At 70.8% G+C, this 22,011-nt stretch carries 22 protein-coding genes and 1 tRNA gene; 7 read left to right on the top strand and 16 right to left on the bottom strand.

Going from position 1 to position 22,011, the window contains the following annotated elements; genetic code table 11:
- Nucleotides 1–67: 67 nt before the first annotated feature.
- Entirely contained in the window at nt 68–427 is a 360-nt protein-coding gene (locus AC08OU_RS09820; protein ID WP_476604719.1) for a hypothetical protein, read from the top strand.
- Between the two features lie 36 nt (nt 428–463).
- Here AC08OU_RS09820 and AC08OU_RS09815 read toward each other — a convergent pair whose 3' ends face one another.
- Both AC08OU_RS09815 and AC08OU_RS09810 read right to left on the bottom strand, forming a co-directional pair.
- Nucleotides 464–874, bottom strand: a complete 411-nt coding sequence (locus tag AC08OU_RS09815; protein ID WP_476602153.1) for a RidA family protein — start codon at nt 872–874, stop codon at nt 464–466.
- Nucleotides 875–1,009: 135 nt separating this feature from the next.
- The gene (locus AC08OU_RS09810; protein WP_476592736.1) at nt 1,010–1,273 is read right to left on the bottom strand and encodes a cell division protein CrgA; all 264 of its coding nucleotides are present in this window, start codon (nt 1,271–1,273) and stop codon (nt 1,010–1,012) included.
- A 696-nt stretch (nt 1,274–1,969) separates the two neighbouring features.
- On the opposite strand from AC08OU_RS09810, the gene AC08OU_RS09805 reads away from it, so the two are divergent.
- Complete coding sequence (locus AC08OU_RS09805) at nt 1,970–2,458, top strand: DUF881 domain-containing protein (RefSeq protein WP_476604718.1); 489 nt, start codon at nt 1,970–1,972, stop codon at nt 2,456–2,458.
- On the opposite strand, the gene AC08OU_RS09800 is transcribed toward AC08OU_RS09805, so the two are convergent.
- From AC08OU_RS09800 to AC08OU_RS09765, 8 genes are all read right to left on the bottom strand, one after another.
- The gene (locus AC08OU_RS09800) at nt 2,455–3,105 is read right to left on the bottom strand and encodes an aminodeoxychorismate/anthranilate synthase component II (protein ID WP_462188219.1); all 651 of its coding nucleotides are present in this window, start codon (nt 3,103–3,105) and stop codon (nt 2,455–2,457) included. The two genes, AC08OU_RS09805 and AC08OU_RS09800, sit on opposite strands and share 4 nt — an antisense overlap.
- A 98-nt stretch (nt 3,106–3,203) precedes the next feature.
- Nucleotides 3,204–5,234, bottom strand: a complete 2,031-nt coding sequence (gene pknB, locus AC08OU_RS09795; protein ID WP_476604717.1) for a Stk1 family PASTA domain-containing Ser/Thr kinase — start codon at nt 5,232–5,234, stop codon at nt 3,204–3,206.
- Nucleotides 5,231–6,859 (bottom strand): serine/threonine-protein kinase, encoded by a 1,629-nt coding sequence (locus AC08OU_RS09790; protein WP_476599847.1) that lies wholly within the window; start codon nt 6,857–6,859, stop codon nt 5,231–5,233. The genes pknB and AC08OU_RS09790 overlap by 4 nt, the downstream gene beginning before the upstream one ends.
- Entirely contained in the window at nt 6,856–8,298 is a 1,443-nt protein-coding gene (locus tag AC08OU_RS09785; protein WP_476599849.1) for a peptidoglycan D,D-transpeptidase FtsI family protein, read from the bottom strand. The genes AC08OU_RS09790 and AC08OU_RS09785 overlap by 4 nt, the downstream gene beginning before the upstream one ends.
- Nucleotides 8,295–9,791 carry an FtsW/RodA/SpoVE family cell cycle protein gene (locus AC08OU_RS09780; protein WP_476599851.1) on the bottom strand — a complete coding sequence of 499 codons (1,497 nt, stop codon included), beginning with the start codon at nt 9,789–9,791 and terminating at the stop codon, nt 8,295–8,297. Before AC08OU_RS09780 ends, AC08OU_RS09785 begins: the two co-directional genes overlap by 4 nt.
- 13 nt (nt 9,792–9,804) lie before the next feature.
- Nucleotides 9,805–11,223, bottom strand: coding sequence for a PP2C family protein-serine/threonine phosphatase (locus AC08OU_RS09775; protein WP_476599853.1), 1,419 nt, complete (start codon nt 11,221–11,223; stop codon nt 9,805–9,807).
- A complete protein-coding gene (locus AC08OU_RS09770) occupies nt 11,220–11,717 on the bottom strand; it encodes an FHA domain-containing protein FhaB/FipA (RefSeq protein WP_476599855.1) in 498 nt (165 codons plus the stop codon). Before AC08OU_RS09770 ends, AC08OU_RS09775 begins: the two co-directional genes overlap by 4 nt.
- 6 nt (nt 11,718–11,723) lie before the next feature.
- On the bottom strand, nt 11,724–13,010 hold the full coding sequence (locus tag AC08OU_RS09765; RefSeq protein WP_476599857.1) for an FhaA domain-containing protein: 1,287 nt from the start codon (nt 13,008–13,010) through the stop codon (nt 11,724–11,726).
- Nucleotides 13,011–13,169: 159 nt separating this feature from the next.
- Between AC08OU_RS09765 and AC08OU_RS09760 the strand changes: the two genes are divergently transcribed.
- Nucleotides 13,170–13,252 (top strand) — tRNA-Leu (locus AC08OU_RS09760).
- Between the two features lie 245 nt (nt 13,253–13,497).
- Here AC08OU_RS09760 and purS read toward each other — a convergent pair.
- On the bottom strand, nt 13,498–13,782 hold the full coding sequence (purS, locus tag AC08OU_RS09755) for a phosphoribosylformylglycinamidine synthase subunit PurS (protein WP_476594157.1): 285 nt from the start codon (nt 13,780–13,782) through the stop codon (nt 13,498–13,500).
- A 133-nt stretch (nt 13,783–13,915) separates the two neighbouring features.
- Here purS and AC08OU_RS09750 point away from each other — a divergent pair, with 133 nt between their 5' ends.
- Nucleotides 13,916–14,557: an HAD family hydrolase gene (locus tag AC08OU_RS09750; RefSeq protein ID WP_476599859.1), complete on the top strand. Its 642-nt coding sequence runs from the start codon at nt 13,916–13,918 to the stop codon at nt 14,555–14,557.
- Between the two features lie 66 nt (nt 14,558–14,623).
- Here the strand turns inward: AC08OU_RS09750 and AC08OU_RS09745 are convergent, their stop codons facing one another.
- On the bottom strand, nt 14,624–15,025 hold the full coding sequence (locus AC08OU_RS09745; RefSeq protein ID WP_476604716.1) for a hypothetical protein: 402 nt from the start codon (nt 15,023–15,025) through the stop codon (nt 14,624–14,626).
- A gap of 176 nt (nt 15,026–15,201) precedes the next feature.
- Here AC08OU_RS09745 and AC08OU_RS09740 point away from each other — a divergent pair, with 176 nt between their 5' ends.
- The 3 genes from AC08OU_RS09740 to AC08OU_RS09730 all read left to right on the top strand — a co-directional run bounded on the left by AC08OU_RS09740 (nt 15,202) and on the right by AC08OU_RS09730 (nt 18,831).
- Complete coding sequence (locus AC08OU_RS09740) at nt 15,202–15,597, top strand: cold-shock protein (RefSeq protein WP_462188148.1); 396 nt, start codon at nt 15,202–15,204, stop codon at nt 15,595–15,597.
- Nucleotides 15,598–16,159: 562 nt separating this feature from the next.
- Nucleotides 16,160–17,974 carry a protein kinase domain-containing protein gene (locus tag AC08OU_RS09735; RefSeq protein ID WP_476599866.1) on the top strand — a complete coding sequence of 605 codons (1,815 nt, stop codon included), beginning with the start codon at nt 16,160–16,162 and terminating at the stop codon, nt 17,972–17,974.
- 116 nt (nt 17,975–18,090) lie between these two features.
- Entirely contained in the window at nt 18,091–18,831 is a 741-nt protein-coding gene (locus AC08OU_RS09730) for an HNH endonuclease family protein (RefSeq protein ID WP_462188147.1), read from the top strand.
- A gap of 86 nt (nt 18,832–18,917) precedes the next feature.
- Here AC08OU_RS09730 and AC08OU_RS09725 read toward each other — a convergent pair whose 3' ends face one another.
- From AC08OU_RS09725 to AC08OU_RS09710, 4 genes are all read right to left on the bottom strand, one after another.
- On the bottom strand, nt 18,918–19,268 hold the full coding sequence (locus AC08OU_RS09725) for a rhodanese-like domain-containing protein (protein ID WP_462188146.1): 351 nt from the start codon (nt 19,266–19,268) through the stop codon (nt 18,918–18,920).
- Between the two features lie 42 nt (nt 19,269–19,310).
- Nucleotides 19,311–20,156, bottom strand: coding sequence for a 1,4-dihydroxy-6-naphtoate synthase (locus AC08OU_RS09720; protein WP_462188145.1), 846 nt, complete (start codon nt 20,154–20,156; stop codon nt 19,311–19,313).
- 1 nt (nt 20,157) lies between these two features.
- Nucleotides 20,158–21,171 (bottom strand): futalosine hydrolase, encoded by a 1,014-nt coding sequence (gene mqnB / locus AC08OU_RS09715; protein WP_476599864.1) that lies wholly within the window; start codon nt 21,169–21,171, stop codon nt 20,158–20,160.
- Between the two features lie 276 nt (nt 21,172–21,447).
- Nucleotides 21,448–21,897: a hypothetical protein gene (locus AC08OU_RS09710; RefSeq protein WP_462188143.1), complete on the bottom strand. Its 450-nt coding sequence runs from the start codon at nt 21,895–21,897 to the stop codon at nt 21,448–21,450.
- Nucleotides 21,898–22,011: the final 114 nt, after the last annotated feature.

Raw genomic sequence — 22,011 nt, 5'->3', positions numbered from 1 at the left:
CACCATCGCCGCGATCAACGAATGGCTGCCCCGATAAACTTCCCAAACAGGCCCTAACGTGGGAGCTGTGGCCAGCCTGGAGGTTGTGGACAAGCGGGTCGAGGTCGTCCTGCGCGGGCTTGAACGGATCGGCGCGGTGCGTGGGGACGTCTCCGTGCGGCTCGACGAGGTACTCGACGTACGCCTGGCGGCGGACGCGTTCGCGGAAGTGCACGGATGGCGGGCGCCCGGGACCGGACTGCCGCGCGTCATGGCCCTCGGGACCTGGCGGTCGCGGGGCGGCAAGGAGTTTGTCGCTGTCTACCGCGGCCGGCCCGCGGTCGTGGTGGAAGTCCGCCCGGGCGGCGAGTTCCGGCGCCTGATCGTCGCAACCGGCGACGCCGAACGCACCGTGGCGCGTCTGCGCAGGGCGGTCATCGCGCGCTGACGGCCCGGGACCCGGACCCGGCGTCAGGGCCGGCCGTCAGTCGGCCTCGGCCCTGGCCCCGGACCCGAGGATCGCCTCGGCTTCCACTTCGACGACCCAACACTCGTCGAGCAGTCCCGCAACGACGACCATTGTGGCGGCTGGGCGGATCGCGGCGAACAGCTCGCCGTGGACGGCGCCGACGGCCGGAACGTGGGCGGGATCGGTGATGAACATCCGGGTACGGGTGACGTCACCGAGATCGGTGCCCGCCTCGCGCAGTGCGGTGCGGATGATCTCGAAGCACCGCCGGGTCTGCAGCTCAGCGTCCGGTGGAACCGTGTCGTCCGGCCACACCGGCCCGGTCCCGCTGACGAACACGCGTTCGCCTACCCGGAGCGCCCGGGAGAACCCGATCGTGGCTTCGTAGGGTGAGAAGCCGGAAATCTTCTGACGTTCAGGATGCAACAGGATGCTCTGGGTAACCGGTGATCAAGACGGAAGTATCCACACTTGTGGACAACGGTTGTGGATGAATGACACGGCTGGAAGCTCCGGTGGTTGTGCCGGGCGTGGCCATTGGGCGTCTGGCGTTCGGGCCGGCTATCGCCACTGGGTCGACACGGCCAGCCCGACGACGACAAAACCAAACCCGATAAGGATGTTCCAGCCGCCCAGCCCCTCCATCCCCAGGACGCCGCCGTTGGAGAAGTAGTAGACGAGCAGGTAGGCGATCCCGAGCAGGAAGAACGCGAGGATCAGACCGCCGAACCAGGGCGGAGACGGCGGCTTCCGCTTGCGTGCCGACGCGCCCGCGGTGGTGGTCGGGGTCGGCTTCTTGGGCTTGCGGCGTCGCGACTCGGGCACTGCGGAACTCCTCGATGGCCGTACGTGGACGAGGACGGCGACCGCCGTCGCCGTCCTCGTCCGGCCATCGGCGGTCTCGCGCTGGGTACCAGCGTAGACAGGGCATCCGTGGAAACGCCGTTGCGTACCGGCCGGCGGGATTCACCTCCGGTCGGTGCCCGGGCGACGCCGGCGTCGCGGCCGGTGCCGGGGCGATCAGACCGATGTGGCATCGAGAGCGCCATCGGCCGCGTAGCCTGCGCTGGAGGCGATACCTCCGACGCGGCGGACGGATCGCCCGGCCGAGCTGGCTGTGGCATGGTCGCGTGCCGCCCCCGGCGATCCACCGGCAGGCGTGGGTGAACCGTCCAGCGGTGCACCGAGGGAGGTTGGGGACAACGGTGCACGGCGGGCTACGGCCCTGGCCCTGGCCCTGGCCGGGGAGCCGGTCGCGGCGGGTGATCTGGGCGGTGTCGCTGTTCTGAGCCGGCGTGCTGTCCGGCGTCGTGGTGCTGGACGGCGGCCCGTTCGATCGGGCTGGCCCGCGGGACACCGCCGCTTGGGCGGCCCAGGAGCGGGCGGGAGTCGCGCAGGTTATCGACGAGGAGGCGGGCCGGGTGGCCGACCGCCGTGCCGGGCTGGACGCCGAGTCGCGGCGGCGCGCGACCACGGCGCAGGCCGTCCCGTCAGGGGCCCCAGGCTCCGCGCGCGGGACCGATGCCGCCGCCCGGTCCCTGGTCGAGCGGCTGGCCGGTCCTGCGCGGGCCGGCGCTGACCGTCGAGCTGGACGACGCCCCGCGGGAGGGCCGGGGCGGCCCGTACGCCCCCGGCGTGCCCGCCCCGAGGCCCGACGATCTCATCGTGCATCAGCAGGATGTCCAAGCGGTCGTGAACGCGCTGTGGGCCGGCGGCGCCGAGGCGATGAGCATCATGGATTGCCGGGTGACGGCACTGACGGCGGTCCGCTGCGTCGGGAACACTCTTCTGCTGCACGGCGAGGTCTTCTCCCCGCCGTTCCGGATCACGGCGATCGGGGAGGTCGCTGCGCTGCGCTCCAGCCTGCGGGCCAATCTACAGGTCACGATCTACCGGCAGTACGCCGACGCCTACCGGCTGGGATACCGCGTCGAGGAGGCCGCCGACAGCCGGTTATCCGGCTACGACGGGCCGATGATCGACCTGTCCGGCACCGCCAGGCGCGGCTAGGAGAACGCCGCCGTCCGCAGGGTCTCGACCTCGGCGGACAGCCCCGGTGCGAGCCTGCGCGCCGCGCCGCCGTCGCCGCACTGGTCCAGCCAACGGGCGAGGATCAGGTGGCCGCCCTGGGTGAGGACGGACTCCGGGTGGAACTGCACGCCCTCGAGCGGGAGCCGCCGATGGCGCAGCGACATCACCACGCCACTTTCGGTCCGGCCGGTCACCTCGATTTCCTCGGGGAGGGTGTCCTCCTCGACGGCCAGCGAGTGGTAACGAGTCGCGATGAACGGCGACGGCAGGTCCGTGAGAACGCCGGTCCGGTCATGGTGGACGACCGAGGTCTTGCCGTGCAGCAACTCCGGGGCGCGGTCGACGGTAGCGCCGAACGCGACCGCGATCGCCTGATGGCCCAGGCACACCCCGAGCAGCGGCACACCGCCCGACGCGCAGGCTCGCACCATGGGAATGCTCACGCCGGCCGCCTCGGGCGTACCCGGTCCCGGGGAGAGCAGGACCCCGTCGACGCCGAGCGCGGCGAGGTCGGCCGGCGTCATCTCGTCGTTGCGGCGCACGATGCATTCGGTCTCAAGCTGGCCCAGGTACTGGACAAGGTTGAAGACGAACGAGTCGTAGTTGTCGATCACCAGGATGCGCATCAGATCGTGACCTCCCGCGGCATCAGGCACCCTGCCGTGGGCGGCCGCAGTCCCATACTGCCTGAGCAGCCACGACCGCCTCCGTCGGCGCGACGACCTCAGGTGCCGCCACCGCCGTTGCGGCCGCCCAGCAGCCCCCCCAGGCCGCCCAGCCTCGTCGTGGCCGGTGTCCCAGGGGTGGGATTACCCGTCGGGCTCGGCGAGGTGCTGGTCGGCTCCGCGGTCGGGGTGGGCCCGGTTGGCGTCTCGGTCGGGGTCGGCGGCGCGGTGGTCTGGATCTGCTGGGCGACGGACAGCGTGATGGTCGAGCCCCGAGGGACGTTGCCGCCGGACGGGCTCTGGTCCACGACCGTCCCCGGCGCCACGTTGTTGTTCGCGACGTTCTGCCGGGCCGCGTTCAGCCCGTAGCGGCCGAGTTCGGCGACGGCATTGTCGTACGTGCGGTTGCGCACGTCGGGAACGTTGACGTTCGGGCTGACCACGTTGAGCGTGACCGTGCTGCCGGGCTTGACGGCCGTACCCGGCTGCGGATCGGTGCTGTTCACCGTGCCTACCTTCTGGCCGGTCGGGTTGGCGTAGGCCATCGAGTTCGGGACCAGCCCCAGCGCCCGTAGCGCCGCCTCAGCCTCGGCCTGGGTCTTCCCGATCAGGTCGGTGGGGATCTGGACGTCGTCGGCGGCCTTGCCGATCGACAGGGTGATCATCCCCTTGGCGGCGACCTCCTTGCCCTCGGCCGGGTCGACCGCCGTGACCCGGCCGGCCATGTCCGGTGAGTCGACCAGCTTCGTGACCGCATCCCCCCCGAAGCCGGCGCTCTGCAGCCGGGCGCGGGCCTGCTCCTCGTTCTGCCCGACGAGGCCGGTCGGGACGAGGATCTTCTTCGTGGAGGCGGTGTTGTGACCGGAGCTGAGGAAGGTCGTGGCGAGCAGGACGACGGCGACGAAGACGATGACGATTCCGAGACCCGCGAGGATGTACTTCCACGCCTGGGAACGCTCCTGATCGGGAACGGCCCGCCGGTCGATGGCCCCGGTCACGTCGTAGCGGTCGAACGGACCGGTGCCGAAGCGGCCGTCGTCGTAGGGCACGTCGCGGTAGGTGGTCTGGTCGTCGTTGCGGTAGTCGTCGTCGCGGTAGCGGTCCCGGGTAGGGTAACCCGCTCGGTCACCGCGGCTGAGGACCGCCGTGCCGGCAGCGGCCGGGCCGAGGGTGGTGGCGGCCCCGCCCGCGCCACCACCTCCCATCATGGCGTGCACGCGTCGTCCGGCCAGCGCCCGTTCCAGATCGTCGCGCATCTCACCCGCGGTGCCGTAGCGGTCGTCGGCGTCCTTCTCCATCGCCTTGAGGACGATCGCGTCGGCCTCGGGGGAGATGCCGCGATCGTGAGCGGACGGCGGCGGCGGGTCCTCCCGCACGTGCTGGTAGGCCACGGCCACCGGGTTGTCCCCGCGGAACGGCGGCGATCCGGTGAGCAGTTCGTAGAGCAGCACCCCGGTGGTGTAGACGTCGCTGCGGGCGTCGACGCGGGCTCCTCGGGCCTGCTCCGGGGACAGGTACTGAGCGGTGCCGATCACCGCGGCCGTCGCGGTCATGGTCGAGGAGGTCGCGGTGGTGGCGCGGGCGATGCCGAAGTCCATGACCTTAACCGAGCCGTCCGGGCTGAGCATCACGTTCGCCGGCTTGATGTCGCGGTGGATGATCCCCATCCGGTGGCTGTAGTCCAAGGCGGCGCAGACGTCGGAGGTGATCTCCATGGCGCGGCGTTCGGTGAACCGGCCCTCAGTCTGCAGCGCGTCGCGCAGGGTCCGTCCCTCGATGAACTCCATCACGATGTAGGGGATCTGCGCCCCGTTGATGATGTCCTCGCCCGTGTCATACACCGAGACGATCGCGGGGTGGTTCAGCGCGGCCGAGGACTGTGCCTCGCGGCGGAACCGGGCGAGAAAGGTGGGATCACGGGCGAGGTCCGGGCGCAGCGTCTTGATGGCGACCTCACGGCCGAGCCTGATGTCACGGCCGCGGAAGACCTCCGCCATGCCGCCATAGCCGATGCCCTCGCCCAGCTCGTAACGCCCGCCGATAATCTGTGGCCCAGCCCCCGGAGCATACATCTCCGTCACGTCGGTCACGAATACTCCCCTGCCGTCGCCCCTCCCGCGCCGGAAATCGCCGACCCGGCGTTACCGCTGACGATTTCACCACCGATTGCGGTTGCGTACACCACCCCCGGTGGTGTGGTCGCGGAGTTCGATTCGGAATTGCTCTTGGAGAACAACCTGTTAGTCGCGAATGCGACGATCACCACGGTGAGGATCAGCAGAATGATCAGAAGCGGCAGTGGCAGGGCGGGACGGGAGGCTGTCTCCGGCCGGTGCCGTCGAGCAGCTCGCCCCTCCCAGCCCGGCCGTAGATCATCCTGGCCGTCCGGGCCGGACAGGCCCGGGGGGCCGCCGGGGGTACGGGCCCACGGCGGCGGACCCGGGTGGTAGGCGGTGCCGGGATCGCGGGGGCCGCCACGGTCCGGCGTCCCGTAGGCCGAGCCACCGTACGCCCCCTCGGGGCCGCCGTACGCGGTGTCGGGGCCGCCGTAGGGCGGGCTGTGCAGGGCCATTGCAGGTACGTCGGGTCCGCCGAGCATGGCTCCCGGGCCATCGGGAACCGCCTGGGCTTTGTCCGACGGAGCGCCGGTGCGCCCCGGTCCACTGGTGCGAGCGGACGGTGGCGGTGCGGCCACCCAGGACGGTGGTCGGGTGCGCGAGGTGGATCGGGGCGGGCGAGCGGCGGCACCAGCGGGCGGGAGGACGGCGCCCGGCCCCGGATGGCGGGCGGTCGCATCCGGTGTGCTGGGCCAGCGCGCCGGCTCCGGGCTCCACAGGCTGCGCCGGATCCCGGCCGCCGAACGTGCGAATGCCCCCGCCGAACTGGGCCTGCGCGCGGGGTCCTTGGCCATCGCCGAGTCCACCAGGGCCCGCACCTGGTAGGGGATGTCGGTCGGCAGCGGGGGCGGGGTGTCCTGCTGGTGGGCCATCACGACCACGATGGGGTTGCGGTCGTCGAAGGGGCGGCGACCGGCGAGGCACTCGTACGCGACGACGCCGAGCGAGTAGACATCGCTCGCCGGTGTCACCGGACGCCCGGACGCCTGCTCGGGGGACACGTAGTAGGCCGTCCCCATCATGATGCCGGTGGCGGTGAGCGGCGCGGCGTCGACCGCGCGGGCGATCCCGAAGTCGGTGACCTTCACCGCGCCGTCCGGGCGCAGCAGCAGGTTGCCGGGCTTGACATCGCGATGGACCACGCCGAGGGCATGCGCGGCCTGCAACGCGTCGGCCGCCTGCCCGAGGATGTCCAGCGTGCGCTCCGGGGACAACCGCTTCTCCCGGTGCAGCGCGGCGGAGAGGGGCTCCCCCTCCACCAGCTCCATCACCAGGTAGGCGGTCGGGTAGTCGTCGGAGGTCGCAACCTCGCCGTAGTCATAGACCGAGGCGACGCCCGGGTGTGACAGCCGGGCGGCATGGCGGGCCTCGCCGCGGAACCGCACCAGGAACGACTCGTCGCTGGCGTACTCCGGGCGCAGCAGTTTCACCGCGACGGGGCGGCCGAGGGTCTGGTCCAGGCCACGCCAGACCTCACCCATGCCGCCGGCGGCGATCCGCCCGTTCAGGCGGTATCGGTTGTCGAGGACGGTGTTCGGCGCCGCGGCGCCGGCGAAGGGCTGCGACGGGGAGATGGGATTGCCCGGGGAGTTGTTCATGGCTTGTCCAATGCGGCCTGTATGACCTTTTTCGCGACGGGGGCGGCGACCGCACCACCGGTACCCAGCTCGCCGCCGCCGTCCTCGACGATGACGGCAACCGCGATCTTCGGGGTGTCCGTCGGGGCGAACCCCACGAACCAGGCGTGCGGCAGACTGGTGCCGTGCTCGGCGGTCCCCGTCTTCCCGGCGACGGTAACGCCGCCGATCTGCGCCCGCCGACCGCTCCCCGACGTCACCACGCTTTCCATCATGGTCGTGAGCTGGGCGGCCACCTCGCTGCTCACCGGTTCACCGAGTTTCTCCGGCTCGGTTTTACTGATCCTCTTGAGGTCCGGGCTGCGCAGTTCGGACACGAGATAGGGCTTCATCTCCATGCCGTCGTTGGCGATCGCCGCGACCACCTCCGCCATCTGTAGGGGCGTGACCCGGACGTCGTACTGGCCGATCGCTGACTGCGCGGTCTGCGCGGCGTCGAGCTTGGCGGGGAAGACGCTACGGGCCTGTTGCAAGGGGAAGTCGGGGAAGGCCGCGTTCAGGCCGAAGGCCTCGGCCTGCCGGCGCAGGGTGTCGGCACCGAGATCGATGCCGAGCTGTGCGAACGCGGTGTTACAGGAGATGGTGAGCGCGTGAATGAGGGTGTCGGTCTCGCCGTCGCCGCAGCGTTCGCCGCCGAAGTTCGGCAGCCGCACGGTGCTCAGCGGGAGCGGTAGCTCGTCGGGTGCCGCGACGCGGGTATCCGGCGTCCTGCCTTGTGACAGTGCGGCGGCGGCGGTGATGAGCTTGAAGGTGGAACCGGGCGGATAGGTCTGCTGGGTCGCCCGGTTCAGCAATGGTTGATCCGGATTGCCCGACAGCAGCCCATAGGCGTTGGCCGCGGCCTTCTCGTCATGGGCAGCCAGCGCGTTCGCGTCGTAGGACGGGTTGGTGACCATCGCCAGGATCGCGCCGGTCGGCGGCTCGATGGCGACCACCGCGCCCTTGCGGTTGTCGAGCGCCTCCGCCGCAGCCTTCTGGACGGCGGGATTGATCGTAGTGACCACGGAACCGCCGCGCCGCTCCGCGCCGGTGAACAGGCCGGTCACCCGGCTCGCGAGCAGCCGGTCGTCGTCTCCGGACAGGAAGACGTCCTCGGACAGCTCCAGGCCGGCCGCCGTGAACAGCGTGTAGTAGCCGGTGACGTTGGAGTAGAGCTGCCCGGCCGGATACTGCCGCTGATACTTGTACTGGTCGTTCGACGGCACCGAACGTGCGATCTCCACGTCACCGGCGACGATCGCGCCCCGCTGTCGTTCCAGGCGCTCGGTGATCTGACGCCCGTTCGTCGGCTGGGACTTGAGGCTGCCCGCCTCGCCCATCTGGAGCCAGTTCGCATTCACCAGGAGCGCGGCGAAGAGGATCATGCAGGCGACGGCGACCTTGCGCACCGTGCGGTTCATGTCGTCTTCACCACCTGGGTGGGACTCTCGGCAACCGCGCCCGGGTCGAACAGGGGGGCATCCGGCACCGGTTCGGGTGCGCGGCGGGCGGCGTCGCTGACCCGCAGCAGCAACGCGATGATCGCGGCGTTGGCCACGATGGACGACCCGCCGTAGGAGACGAACGGCAGCGTGAGCCCGGTCAGCGGGATGAGCCGCATGACCCCGCCCACCTGCACGAACACCTGCAGCGCCAGGGTGAAGGACAGCCCGGACGCCAGCAGTTTGCCGAACGGGTCCTTCGCGCCGAGGGCCGCGCGCATCCCGCGCAGCACGACCAGGGCGTACATCATCAGGATGGCCATGACGCCGGTGAGACCGAGCTCCTCACCGAGGCTCGCCATGATGAAGTCGGTGTTCGCGAACGGCACCTTCTGCGGGTGCCCCTCCCCGAGCCCCGTACCGGTGATGCCACCGGCGGCGAAGCCGTAGAGACCCTGCACGAGCTGGTACGACGTGCTCGACGGGTTGTCACCGTCGAAGGCGTGCAGCCAGCCGTCCACCCGGACCTGGACATGGCTGAACATACTGTGCGCGATCACGGCACCGAACAGGAACAGCACGAAGCCGACCACGACCCACGATGCCCGCTCGGTGGCGACGTAGAGGACGACCATGAACATTCCGAAGAACAGCAGGGACGAGCCGAGGTCCTTCTGCACGATCAGGATGCCCAGGCTCGCCAGCCACGCCACCAGCACCGGTCCGAGGTCGCGGGCGCGCGGGATCCCCATCCCGAGAAAGGACCGGGAGGCCACCGAGAGGACCTCGCGTTTGTTGACCAGATAGCCGGCGAAGAAGATCAAAAGAATGATCTTCGAGACTTCGCTCGGCTGGAAAGAGAACGGCCCGATCCGCAGCCAGAGGCGCGCGCCGTTGATGGTCGCGCCGATGCCCGGCGCGATCGGCAGCACCAGACCGACCAGACCGACCAGACCGGCCGTGTAGGCGTACCGGGCGAGCGAGAGGTGATCGCGTACCAGCGTCAGCACCAGGATGAAGACGATGACCGCCAGCAGGGTCCAGACGAGCTGCGTCTGCGCGGCACCGGGCGGGATGTGGGTTCCCGCCCGCTCGGCGGCATCCGCCTTGGCGAGGTCGAGCCGATAGATCATGACCAGGCCCAGGCCGTTGAGCGCGACGACGACCGGGAGCAGCACCGGGTCGGCGGCCGGCGCGAACCTGCGTACCGCCAGGTGGGCCAGTGCCCACAGGCAGAAGAAGCCGAGACCGATGGAGAAGATCCCGAGCGAGATCTGGCCGATGTCGGCGAAGGTCAACGCGGCGAGCGCGCTGGTTGCGAGCGCACCAGCGAAGATCATCAGGATGAGCTCCCGGCGCCGGTACGGCGGGAGGTTGGTGCCGGTGGGCAGCGGGAAGCCGGCGAAGGTCGCGGTGAGGTCCGCCGACCTCGGCCTGCGTAGCGGAGGTAGGGGGATCGGCGGGCGAGTCATCGCTGGCCTGAGATCACGGTGAGGGGGTGGGGACGGGTGTGGTCGGGCATCCCGGGACCGTGACGCCGGCATCGGTCGCCGGCTGGCACAGGGGAGTGGACAGGAGGGAGGAGTCCGAGGTGCCCGACGGCACCTTGGAACGGTCGGTCGGGCTCGGGCTCGGTGACGGGAATACGGCGGGTACAGCCGGGGTACGCAGGCGCGAGATGATCTTCTCCGCATCGTCACGGCTGCCGGCGCGGATGCCTCGTCGGAGCTCCGCCTGATCGGGCTCCGCAACCTCCGACAGTGGCTGACGACGGGAGAGCACCACCGAGGACAGCGGAATGCCCTTCACGCCCTGGAAGAGGGCGACGTGTTCATCGTCGACGCCGACATAATACTGCCCGCGCACGTAGGTCCACCCGGCCGCAGCACCGGCCACGATGAGCAAGAACACCACGGTGGAGACGAACAGGACCCGCCGGCCGGAGCGCCGTCCTCCGGATCCTTCCGGGTCGGAGTCGTCGCCATCGTCGTCGTCGCCGCGATCGCTGGCCTGTGCCTGGCGGTCCCGCCGGTGGAAGCCCGGCCGACCGATACGGGCGGCCTTCGCCGCCGCGGACTCGTGGTCGGGGTACTGGGGATTCGGCCCGCTGCGGGCCGGCGACGCCCCGGGGACCGCCCGCTTCTCGGCCGCCGCGCCGGCCACGAGAGGATAAGGCTCCGCCTCGCCGTGGTCCTCCTCGATGTCGGCGACCACGACGGTGATGTTGTCCGGGCCACCGCCCTTGAGGGCCAGGTCGACCAGCTGGTCAACCGCCTCCTGTGGGGTGGGCAGCAGCAGCGTCTCGAGGATCGTCTCCTCGCTTACCACCCCCGACAGACCGTCGGTGCACAGCAAGTAGCGGTCTCCCGCGATCGCCTGGCGCACGGAGAGGTCGGGCTCGACCTCCCGACCGTCGAGCGCCCGCATCAGCAGCGAGCGCTGCGGGTGGGTGTTCGCCTGCTCGGGGGTGATCCGACCCTGGTCCACGAGATCCTGCACCAGGGTGTGATCGTGGGTGACCTGGCTGAGGACGCCGTCGCGCAGCAGGTAGGCCCGGGAATCGCCGACGTGCAGCACCCCGAGCATGTCACCGGAGGAGAGCACGGCGGTCACCGTGGTGCCCATGCCGTCCAGCGCGCTGTTCTCCAGCGACATCTCGCGCAGCTGCCGATTGGCGTCCCGGACGGCCTCGTTCAGCTCCGTCACGAGATCGTCGCTGTCGATCGCGTCGTCGAGACCCGCCAGGCGGGAGATCACCGTCGAGCTGGCGACCTCCCCCGCAGCATGACCACCCATGCCGTCGGCCACCGCCAGCAGGCGGAGCCCGGCATAGGCCGAATCTTCGTTTCCTTCCCGCACGTGCCCGACATCCGAGCGGACGGCGAAGTGAAGCCTGAGGCTCACCGGTGGAGCTCCAGGACCGTCTTCCCGATCCTGACCGGCGCGCCGAGAGGTACCGGCATGGGACTGGTCACCTTCGTACGGTTGAGGAATGTGCCATTGGTCGAGCCCAGGTCCTCCACGAACCACTGCCCGTCGTGGGGCACGAGTCTCGCATGCCGCCCGGATGCGAAGTCATCCTCGAGGACCAGGGTCGAGCCCTGTGCCCGTCCGATGGTGACAGGTGCCGTTCCTAGCGGGATCGTTGTGCCGGTCAAGGGACCTTTGGTCACCACGAGTTTGCTAGGTGTCTGTGGCTTGCGTGGAGGTTGAGGCGGGGTGCGCGGCGGCGTCGGCCGGACCATGGGGGGCGGCTCGCGCCGCTGCTGACGCTTGGTGGGGCCGAACATATCCAGCCGGACGGCGCGCACGGCGACCAGAACGAATCCCCAGAGGAGGGCAAGGAATCCGATCTTGACAACCAGCAGTACGAGTTCGCTGGGCTCGGTGGGGTCCATCGGGCGCTACCAGCCTCGATCCGATCTGGGTCGGTCACGTCGACCATCCCCGCCGGGAGGCTCCGCGGCGGCGCGGCCGGGGAGGTCCGTGTCGGCGTCGTACACGTCGTCGAGGGATTCGAGCCCATCGGACGGCGAACCGGAGCCGGGCCGGCGGCCGGGATTGCTCGGCTCGCGGTAGGGGTCGGCGCGCCGTGCAGGGTCGGATCGCCGAGGAGCGTCGTCGCGTCCCCCACGCCCGTCACGGGGATCACGGTGATAGGGGTCACGACCGCCGCGGTCGCGCGGCTGGTCGTAGCCGTGATCCCGTTCCGGTGTCCGGTCTCGGTACGGGTCCATCCGGTTCTGGTATGGATCGTCCCGGTACCCCGGCACACCGCGCCGATCACGATCGGCGTACGGGTCGACGCGGCCGGCGCGGGGCGACGAGCCGCGCCGGTACGGGTCGTCCGGGGCGGGCGTGGGACGGCGGTCCGGCGGGATGGTCTCCCGGCCCCCGGCCTGGGCCGGCGGAGGTGTCCCACGGGCGCCCGCGCGCGCCGGGCCATTCCCCCGTCCATCCTCGCGACGAAAGATGATCGTCGCGGTACCGAGTTCGATCTTGTCCCCGTTGACCAGCTTGACCTGCGTCGCCGCGCGACCGTTGACCAGGCTGCCGTTGGTGGACCCGGCGTCGACGTAGAGGAACTGCCCGTCGGGAAGCCGGTGTATCTCGCCGTGGCGACGAGATACACCGGTGTCGTTCAGGCGGATGTCGCACTCGACGCTGCGGCCGATCACGGTCGTCTCGGCGTCCAAGGGATACTCCCGTTCCCCTCCGCCCGCGGGCCCTCCCGGGGCCTTCGTGGTGATGACGAGGTGCGGGGTGCCGGGAGCGCCCGGTCGGGGAGGGCGTGCGCGCCGTCCAGTCACCGCTCCCGGGTCCGCGGCGGCCACGCTGCTGCGGATCCGGAAGACGCCGACATCGAGATCGGTGGCCTCGGACATCCGCACGGACACCGGGCCGACGAAGGTGTAGCGATGCTCGGCCGCATGCTCGCGGACCATCTCGGCGAGCTCGTCGCACAGTGCCCGGTCGTAGGGGGAGAGCCGGGCGAAGTCGCCGCCGGCGAGCTCGACGGCGAACTCGTTGGGCACCAGCACCCGGTTCGAACTGACCGCCCGCCGATCGTCGGTTTCCCGGGCCAACGCGCTGGCGATCTCGACGGGCTCGACTCCGCCCTTGAACACCTTCGCGAACGCACCCTCGACGAGGCCGCCCAGGCGCCGTTCGAAGCGTTGTAGCACGCCCATGCTCGACCTCCCTTCTCCCGGTCTGTGAGATCGTATGCCCCCGAGCGCGGACGTCCCACGGCTCGGCAGCTTGACATGTTCGCGACGGGCCCGACCCCCCTCCGTGAAGGACATCTCCGGCGTGGTAGCGTGTCGTCTGGTCGAGAGATAGTCCCACTCGGGCGAGTGGCGGAATGGCAGACGCGCACGGTTCAGGTCCGTGTGTCCTAGCGGACGTGGGGGTTCAACTCCCCCCTCGCCCACGCAAGTCCCTGGCGGCGCGTGCTGGGCCGTTGGGGACTTTCGTCATGCTGACCGGGGGGCCGAGTCCCCCGAACCCCCCTCGTTGCGCCTTCGGCGCCGCCTTGGCTGGGTGGGTGGTTGGGGCCGTCGGCGTTGTTGCGGAGTGCCGGGGGCCGAGCCCCCCCGAACTCCCCACGAGTCCTTGGCGGCGCGTGCTGCGCCGTTGGGTGGGGCGCGGGCGTCCCCGCTCCGGCAGCGGAGAGGCTCAGCCGGCGGGGCTGCCCACCGACGGCGGGGAGGCGTCCTCGATGCGCACCGCGTAGTCCTCGATCACCGGATTGGCCAGCAGGGTTGAGGCCAGGTGCTCGACCCGGGCCAGGACCGCGCCGTCGAGGTCCGTGCCCTCCTCCAGCTCCAGCTCGAAACGCTTGCCCTGGCGGACCCCGACGATGCCACTCACGCCGAGGCGCGGCAGCGCAGCGAGCACCGCCTGCCCCTGCGGGTCGAGAATCTCCGGCTTGAGCATCACATCCACCACAACCCTGGTCACACCCGCGGACACTACCGGTCGAGCGGCGTATGAGCCGGATCTCGCCCGCCCGGGGCGTACAGATCGTACAGATCTGGTAGGCGATCTCGGATAATGCGGGCTTCCCGGGGAACACGGCCCTTAAGCTTGGCCGGTGTCGTTCTGGCGGGCGCCCGTCCCGGTCGTCGGGTTCGATCTCGATCTGACCCTGTTGGATGCCCGGCCCGGGATCCGGGCGACCTTCGCCGTCCTGTCCGCTGAGACCGGGGTGGCGGTGGACGTCGAGACGGTCGTCGCCCGGCTTGGCCCGCCGCTGGAGACGGAGCTCGCCCACTGGTTCCCGCCGGCCGATGTCACGGCCGTGGCGGCCCGCTACCGCGAGCTCTATACGGTCCACGCGGTGCCGGCGTCGCTGCCGATGCCGGCCGCGGTAGCCGCGGTGGAGGCGGTGCGGCGGCTCGCCGGCCGGGTGGTGGTCGTCACCGCGAAGAGCACGGCACTGGCCCGGGCGAGTCTGGACCGGATCGGCATCACCGCCGACGTGGTGGAGGGAGCCCGGTTCGCGCAGGCGAAGGGCGAGGCACTGCGCGCCCACCGCGTGGACATCTTCGTCGGTGACCACGTCGGCGACATGGTCGGCGCCCCCGACGGCGACGCTCTCGCCGTCGGGGGCGCCACCGGGCCCTGCTCGGCCGCTGATCTGCTCTCCGCCGGCGCCGACGTCGTCCTCCCCCGGCTGGCTGACTTCCCGCCCTGGCTGGTCGACGAGGCCCGGCGCCGACGACAGCAGGGCTGACGCCGCGACGCGGTCGACGCGGTCGGCCCGGCCGGGGCCCGCACCCCCGGCCGTGAGATCAAGGAACTATCGGGAACGGGTGACGGGGTCTGTCCGCGGACCGGTGCCGTCCCCGGGGGCCCCGTGGTCGGGCGGATGTGGGTTGTTCACGTAGAGATCGGGATCGCTCTCCTCGGGAATCCGGGATCGGGCGGCGGCGAGAACCCCCACCAGCGCCACGGCGAACCCGATGGTCAGTCCGCCGCTGGCGACGGCGTTCAGCCAGATCGGCAGATTCTCGGCGCCCAGGAAGAAGGGGATCACCGCCGCCACCGTGACGACCAGACCGGTTCCGAAGAGCACGGCCCCGACCCGGACCAGCCGATCCGCCCAGGTCACCGGCGGCGGGGTCCCGACCGGAGCCGTGGCCTCGTTTACCGCACCGTCGGCCACGGGTCCGGCCTGCCCGGACGAGGGTTTCGCCGACACGTGCGACAGCCTACGAGGACGTGTGCCGAACGCGGGCCAGGCCACCATCACGGGAGAGGGGTTCACTCGACAGCCGATCGCTACCGAAGACGCACGCGACGTGCGGCCGACGGATAGCCTGGGAATCACTCATCTTCCGTTGCGTTGTCCTGCCGTTACACAGAACGAGGTCGCCCGTGCCCACCGGCAAAGTCAAGTGGTTCGACGTCGACAAGGGCTTCGGCTTTCTCAGCCGGGACGACGGCGGCGACGTCTTCGTGCACAAGGCCGCCCTGCCCGCCGGGGTCGACCGGCTGAAACCCGGCGACCGGGTCGAGTTCGGCGTCGCCGCCGGGCGGCGTGGCGACCAGGCACTGTCGGTCCGGCTGCTGACCGCCCCGCCGTCGGTCGCCAAGGCGGCTGCCCAGGCCGCGCGGCGCAGTCCGGACGAGCTGCACAGCATGGTCGAAGACATGATCAAGGTGCTGGACGACGTGCAGCGAGACCTTCGTCGCGGCTGGTATCCCGACCGGCGGACCGCCCAGCGGGTCGCCAAGGTCGTGCACGCCGTCGCCAACGAGTTGGAGGTCTAGGCCGGCGGCAGGAAACTGACCCGTCGGCCGCACCCGGTGCACACCGCGACCTGGGCGCCAGGTTCCTCGTCGGACGCCGCCAGGTGGGTCCATCGAATCCGCTGTTCCCATCACATCAGCGACACCGACCGAGCCAGCCACATCAATCATGATCCGGGCATGAGCCGAGATCGAGCCCTTCATCAGATTGGCCACACTGGTACGCACCGGTTCACGATGCCTCCTCGGTTGCGGCCTCATCCGCCGCGGCCTGCGCGCCGTGGCGGCAACACATTGTCGGGGAGCCGACCGGTCCCGTCGGCGGGGAGCCCGCGTGCGACTGGAAGCGTTGGCAGTGCGACAGACTGCAAACGTAGACCAGACCGAACCATGAGCAGCCCCGCAGCCGGCCGCGGTGGCATCGCCGAGGGCCGTCCCACCTCCGCTGATCGGCGGAGGGCACGGATCGGCGGTCGGAACGGGGCGTCGGATCGGGATTTGAGAGGCATTCGTGTGACAAGCAGTGGACAGCGGTCGTGATCACAGCCGTGCGGTGCTGACCGTGGCCGACAACGCCGCACGCATGGGTTCCGGCCGCTCCGAACCAGGTGATCCGCTCAATCCACACGAGCCCCGGTCGGTCGGCCCCTATGTTTTGCTCAGCCGGCTGGGGGTCGGCGGCATGGGCACGGTCTACCTGGCGAGGAACCGGGCCGGACGGCGGGTTGCCATCAAGGTCATCAGACCGGATCTGGCTGCCGACGAGGAGTTCCGCCGCCGGTTCCGGGCCGAGGTCGAAGCGGCACGCAAGGTCGCTCCCTTCTGCACCGCCGAAGTCCTGGACGCGGATCCGAATGCGCCCGCGCCGTACCTCGTCACCGAGTTCATCGACGGGGTCCGGCTGGACATGCAGGTCGACAAGGGCCCGCTGACCTCGTCGACCCTGACCGGACTGGCTGTGGGGGTCGCGACGGCGCTTACCGCGATCCACAGCGCAGGCCTCGTCCATCGGGATCTCAAGCCCAGTAACGTGATGCTCTCACTGTCCGGGCCACGTGTGATCGATTTCGGGATCGCGCAGGCCCTCGAGGGCGCGAAGGCGAAGCCCACGGCATGGGGCTTCGGCTCCGCCGGGTGGATGGCGCCCGAACAGGTGCACGGCCAGCCCATCGGTCCGGAGGCGGACGTCTTCGCCTGGGGCATCCTCATCGCCTACGCCGGTACCGGCCGCCACCCGTTCGGCGACGGTACGGACATCGACCTCGGCATGCGCATCGTCGGGTCCGCCCCGGACCTGCGTGGTCTGCCGCAGCCGCTGGTCGGCCTGGTCAGCGCGGCTCTAGCCAAGCATCCCGACGACCGGCCGAGCGCCCGGGACCTGCTGCTGCGGCTCATCGCGCAGCCACCCTCCCGCGGTACCGGTACCATCGGCGAGGCGATGGGTCAGGCCGAGGAGTTCCTGAGCCGAACCAGCGAGGTGCCCCGCGCCGCGCCGACCCGGATCGGCGCGGCGACCTCGGTTCCCGCGCGTCAGGTCCCCTGGAACGCGGGCGCTCCCGCCGCCCGGGCGGGCCAGGGACCGGGACAACCACGCCAGGCACCACCGGGGCAGCCCGACGCGCACAGCCCGATGGGACGCCCCGGCCCGCGGCCCGCCCAGGTAGGTGCCCGCCCACCCGCGCAGCTGGGCGGGCGGATGGGCGGGCAGGTCCCCGGCGCACCGCCGGGGCCGTGGTCCGGCCAGGCTCCCGATCAGCACGGGCCGGTACCGGGTGAGCCCGGCGCACCGTACCCGCCCTTCGCCCAGCCGCCGGCGGCCCGCGGGCTCGATCGCAGGCGACTCGTCTGGATCGCCGCCATCGTCCTGAGCGCGCTGATCGCCATCGCGGTCGTGGTCAGCCTGCCCGGAAAGACCGGAAAGAGCGGCCAGAATGGTTCCGCGGAACAGCTGGCGGCCACAACCGCCCCGTCGCGCTCCACCGGTCCGAGCACGGCATCGGGTTCGGCCAGCGGCCTGAACCGCCCCGTCACGGATGGCCAGCTCGAGTTCATCGTGGATTCCTTCCGGTGCGGGCAGACCAAACTCGGTGACGGACTGCTCGCTCGGCACACGGACGGCCAGTTCTGCCTGGCCCACGTGACCGTGCGCAACCTCGGCGACTCCACCCGCACGCTGGTGACCTCATCCCAGTTTCTGTGGGACGGCGGCGGCGGCCGGCACAGCGCCGATTTCCTCGCCCGCCTCCAACTGAGTAACGAGGATCTGTGGGATTCGATCAACCCGGGTGACCTCAGGGCGGGCACCATGGTCTTCGACATCCCGCGGGAGGCCACGGCCCAGGAGTTGGAGTTGCACGACAATCCGGTGAGCGGAGGAGTCCGCGTTCCCGTCCCCTGACGGTGGCCGACCAGCCCGGCGGGCCGATTTCCAGTTAATGTCACCCTCGATCCGAACGGACCCGAAGCGGGGCGAGCACCCCCCACGGGTTCCGAACCGTCGAGGTGGGGAGTCCGGTGCGAAGAAGCGGTGTCGGTCCAGATCGTCGCGGACCCGGTCGACCCGGCGGAGCCGCGGCCCTCGCCGTCCTCGCCCTCATCGCCGGCCTGACCGGTTGCAGTGACCTTTCCGACCAGACCGGAACGTCCAACCAGGTTGGTGCCCCGACCGCCAGCGGCTCGGCGCTGAAGCTGCTCGCCACCCTTCCGATCAAAGAGGAGGACAACTCTCCCAGGTACCGCCGGGACGAGTTCGGGCCCGCCTGGTCGGACATCGACGACAACGGGTGTGACACCCGTAACGACATTCTGCGGCGAGATCTGCGCAGCACCACCATCCGCAGATCGGACGGCTGCACGGTGCTGACCGGTGAGCTCCGGGATCCGTACACCACCAGAATCATCCGTTTCGACCGTGGACGGAACTCCGCCAGCGTGCAGATCGACCACGTCGTCCCCCTGGCGGATGCGTGGCGGACCGGCGCGCTCAACTGGACCGCCCGGGAACGGCTCCAGTTCGCCAACGATCCGGAGAACCTGCTGGCCGTCGACGGTCCCACGAATCAGCGCAAGAGCGATCATGACGCCGCCGAATGGTTGCCGCCGAGCCCGGGGGAGCAGTGCCCCTACATCGCGCGCCAAGTGGGATTGAAGGCCCGTTACCGCCTGTGGGTCGTCCAGGCGGAGGCGGACGCGATGCGCGCCGTTCTCCAGAAGTGCCCGAACCAGCCGGCACTGGGGCTGACCCCGAGCGGCTGACCGGAAGCCCGCGGCGCCGGGTCATCCGAGAAATGCGGAGTAGCCGGCGGAGTCGGCCCGGGCCCGGCGGAGCCGGCCGACGGTCCTCAGAGGACGGTGGGCGCGGCGCCGCTCTCGTTCACCATCGGGCGGCTGTGCGCCTGCCAGGAGAGCATCCCGTCGGTCAGGTTGCGGACCTGCCAGCCACCCTGCCTGAGGTAGTTGGTGACGGCGGCGGACCTGCCGCCCGAGCGGCACACCACGACGACCTCGCGTTCCCGGGGAACCTCGTCGAGTCGGGCGGCCAGTTCACGCATCGGGATGTGCAGCGCGCCGGCGATATGACCGGCGGACCACTCGTCGGGCTCCCGCACGTCCACCATCAGCGGCGCACCGTCCGCGGAAAGCTCGACCGGTAGCTCCGCGACGCCGACAGCCGGTATCTGATCGGTACTCACGTCTCCATCCTGCCATCAGGACCCTCCGAGGGGGCTCGCGATTCAGCGCAGCGGCCGCGGAAGCGCGGGGACGAGGTCGGCGTCGGCGGCGCGGGAGAGCAGGGCCTCGACGGCGGCGAACCCCTCGTCGCCGAGGTTGAGGCTGAACTCGTTGACGTACAGCTTGATGTGGGCGTCGACGACGTCGGGCGCCATCTCCTGGGCATGGGCGAGGACGTAGTCGGCGCTGGCGGCGGGATCGGCGAAGGCCGCGGCGACGCTCGCCCGCACCGCGGCGGACAGCGCCGGGCCGTCCAGCCCCCGGCGGGCGAGGATCGCGCCGAGCGGAATGGGCAGCGAGGTCTGGCCCTCCCACCAGTCGCCGAGGTCGACGAGCGCCGTCAGCCCATAGGACGGGTAGGTGAAGCGGGACTCGTGGATGACGAGCCCCGCGTCGTACGCGCCGTCGCGGACGGCGGGCATGATCTTCTCGAAGGGAAGCACGTCGGCGCTCGTCACGCCCTCGTCGGCCGCCCACAGCCGGAACAGCAGGTAGGCCGTGGTGCGGGTGCCGGGGATGGCGACCCGGGCACCGCGCAGGCCCGACCGCCCGGCGGTGAGGACGAGTGGGCCGCAGCCGCGGCCCAGGGCCCCGCCCGCCGTCAGCAGTTGGTACCCGGTGAGCAGCCACGGCAGGGCGGCGTAGGACACCTTGACGAGGTCGTCCCGCCCGTCGGCGGCCCGGGCGTTGAGGACGTCGATGTCGGCAAAGGCCACCGACACCTCGGGTGCTCCCGGGACGAGTCCGTGCGCGAGGGCATGGAAGGCGAATGTGTCGTTGGGGCAGGGCGAGATGGCGAGCGAGAGCGGACCTGGAAGGTGCGAGGTGGTCGCCCGGCCAGCACCCATCTCAGTGCTCTCCCGTCCCGTGGTGGCCGTTGTTCCCGTGGTGGCCGCGGGCACCCGGGTGCTCGGCCGGGATCGTGGTGGAGGCGTCCCTCGTAGTGGCCGCCGGTGCGGCCATCACCAGACCGTCCGGGTGGGCGACGAGTGCCGCGGCGGCCGTGCGGAGGCTGGCCAGCGCGACCGGCAGGTTCCAGTCGGACCGGTCCCGGCGCCCGACCGTGTTGCTGATGGTACGGATCTCCACCACCGGGACGCCGAAGGCCCGGGCGGCCACCCCGACGGCGTACCCCTCCATCGACTCCGCCACCGGGTCCAGCCGCTCGGTCAGCGCCGTGGCCCGACGTTCGGTGCCCGTCACCGTCGACACGCTGATCACGCTACCCGTGACGATCCGCCGCCCGGTGGCGTCGAGCACCGTGCCCAGGCGGTGGATGAGGTCCGGATCCGGGACCACCGTGGACGAACCGAGCCCGAGATCCTCCAGGCTCAGGAACGACCCCGCGGGGTTCGGCAAGTGGGCGGGGCCGCCGCGGGGTGCCGGCGCGCCGTTGCTGTGGAACCCGAGATTGCGGTCCATCTCGCTGATGCGGCCGATCAGCGGAGCGGGCGGTTCCTCGTCAAGGCCGGACTCCGCGCCGAGGTCGGCGGCGACGATGCGATCGGCGAGGACGATGTCCCCGATCTCCGCCCAGCCGCGGAACCCACCGCCGATCCCCATCGCCACGACCAGGCTGAACGGCTGCCCCGCCGCGCTCGCCACCGACATTGCCACCGCGGTGCCCGCCGCCGCGGCCGGGCCGCCGGTGCCTGCCGCGAGCACCGTCACCGGTCCGCGTCGCCGGCCCACGTAGGGGCCCAGGGTGGAGGTGGTGAGAAGCTGGCGGTCCCATTCGGGGGACACCAGGCTGCCCGGTCTGATGGGGGTTCTGGTCCGGCCGCGCGACCAGCTGCCCATCAGGCCGGCACACACCGCGTCCGCTTCGGCGGTCACTGCGGTCACGATCAGGGTGCGGCTCACGATCAGGTCCGGATCATGATCTGGGGACGTCCTCGTCTGTCGTCGCATACTGTCGGTCGATCCGCCCGAACACCACCGCACCGGACAGCTGGGTAACAGTACGGGGTTTTCGATGGGGTGCAAATCGGACTTGTTGCCGGATCTTAGCATCGCGGACGACGCTGCGTGGTCCCAGTGGGGAGGTATGGCACGCTGCGCGCACGGTGTATCCCCGTTCGGGGGCTGGTGTGCGTGGGTCGTTGGTTCCGGTCCGGCGGCGGAGCGGCCGGCGGTGGGTCAGGGCTTGAAGGTGACCAGGAACGGCCAGCTTCCCGACGCCTGGTCGCTGGAGCTGCCTGCCTCGGGAAGCGCGAACACCACGAGCAGGGCAGGCGTGTTCTTGGCGGGAACGTACCGGTAGTGCGTCTCGTTGATCTTGTCGGTCACCCGCTCCCTACCCAGGACGAGGAAGTAGCCGCGGTCGGCGACCGACGTCGGCACGTCGATGTTGATGGCGTTTCCGGGCCTGACCGTGATGTGCGGCGGTGATACCGATTTCTGGATCACCGTCCCGTCCCACTCGTACTGCGCGGCGTTCGTCTGCACGAAGTGTCCCCCGGACTCCATGGTCACCAGGGGAGTCGGCCGCTCGCAGCCGCTCAGGCCGAGGCCGACGACGACCGCGGCGGCGGGAGCCACGGCGAGCCGCCGGAACGGGAAACGGCGGAGGAGGTGAGGCGTGCGCACGGTCGGAGGGTATCGCCGCCCGTGCGGTGGCGTCGCTCGTCGCCAGGGCCTTCAGCCCCTGGCCGGTGGGCACGGTGGCCCGGGTCACGTCGCTGGCGTGCCGGGCCATCGGGG

The organism is Frankia sp. CcMO1 (assembly GCF_977945845.1).
This window is presented reverse-complemented; position numbering and strand designations above follow the sequence as displayed.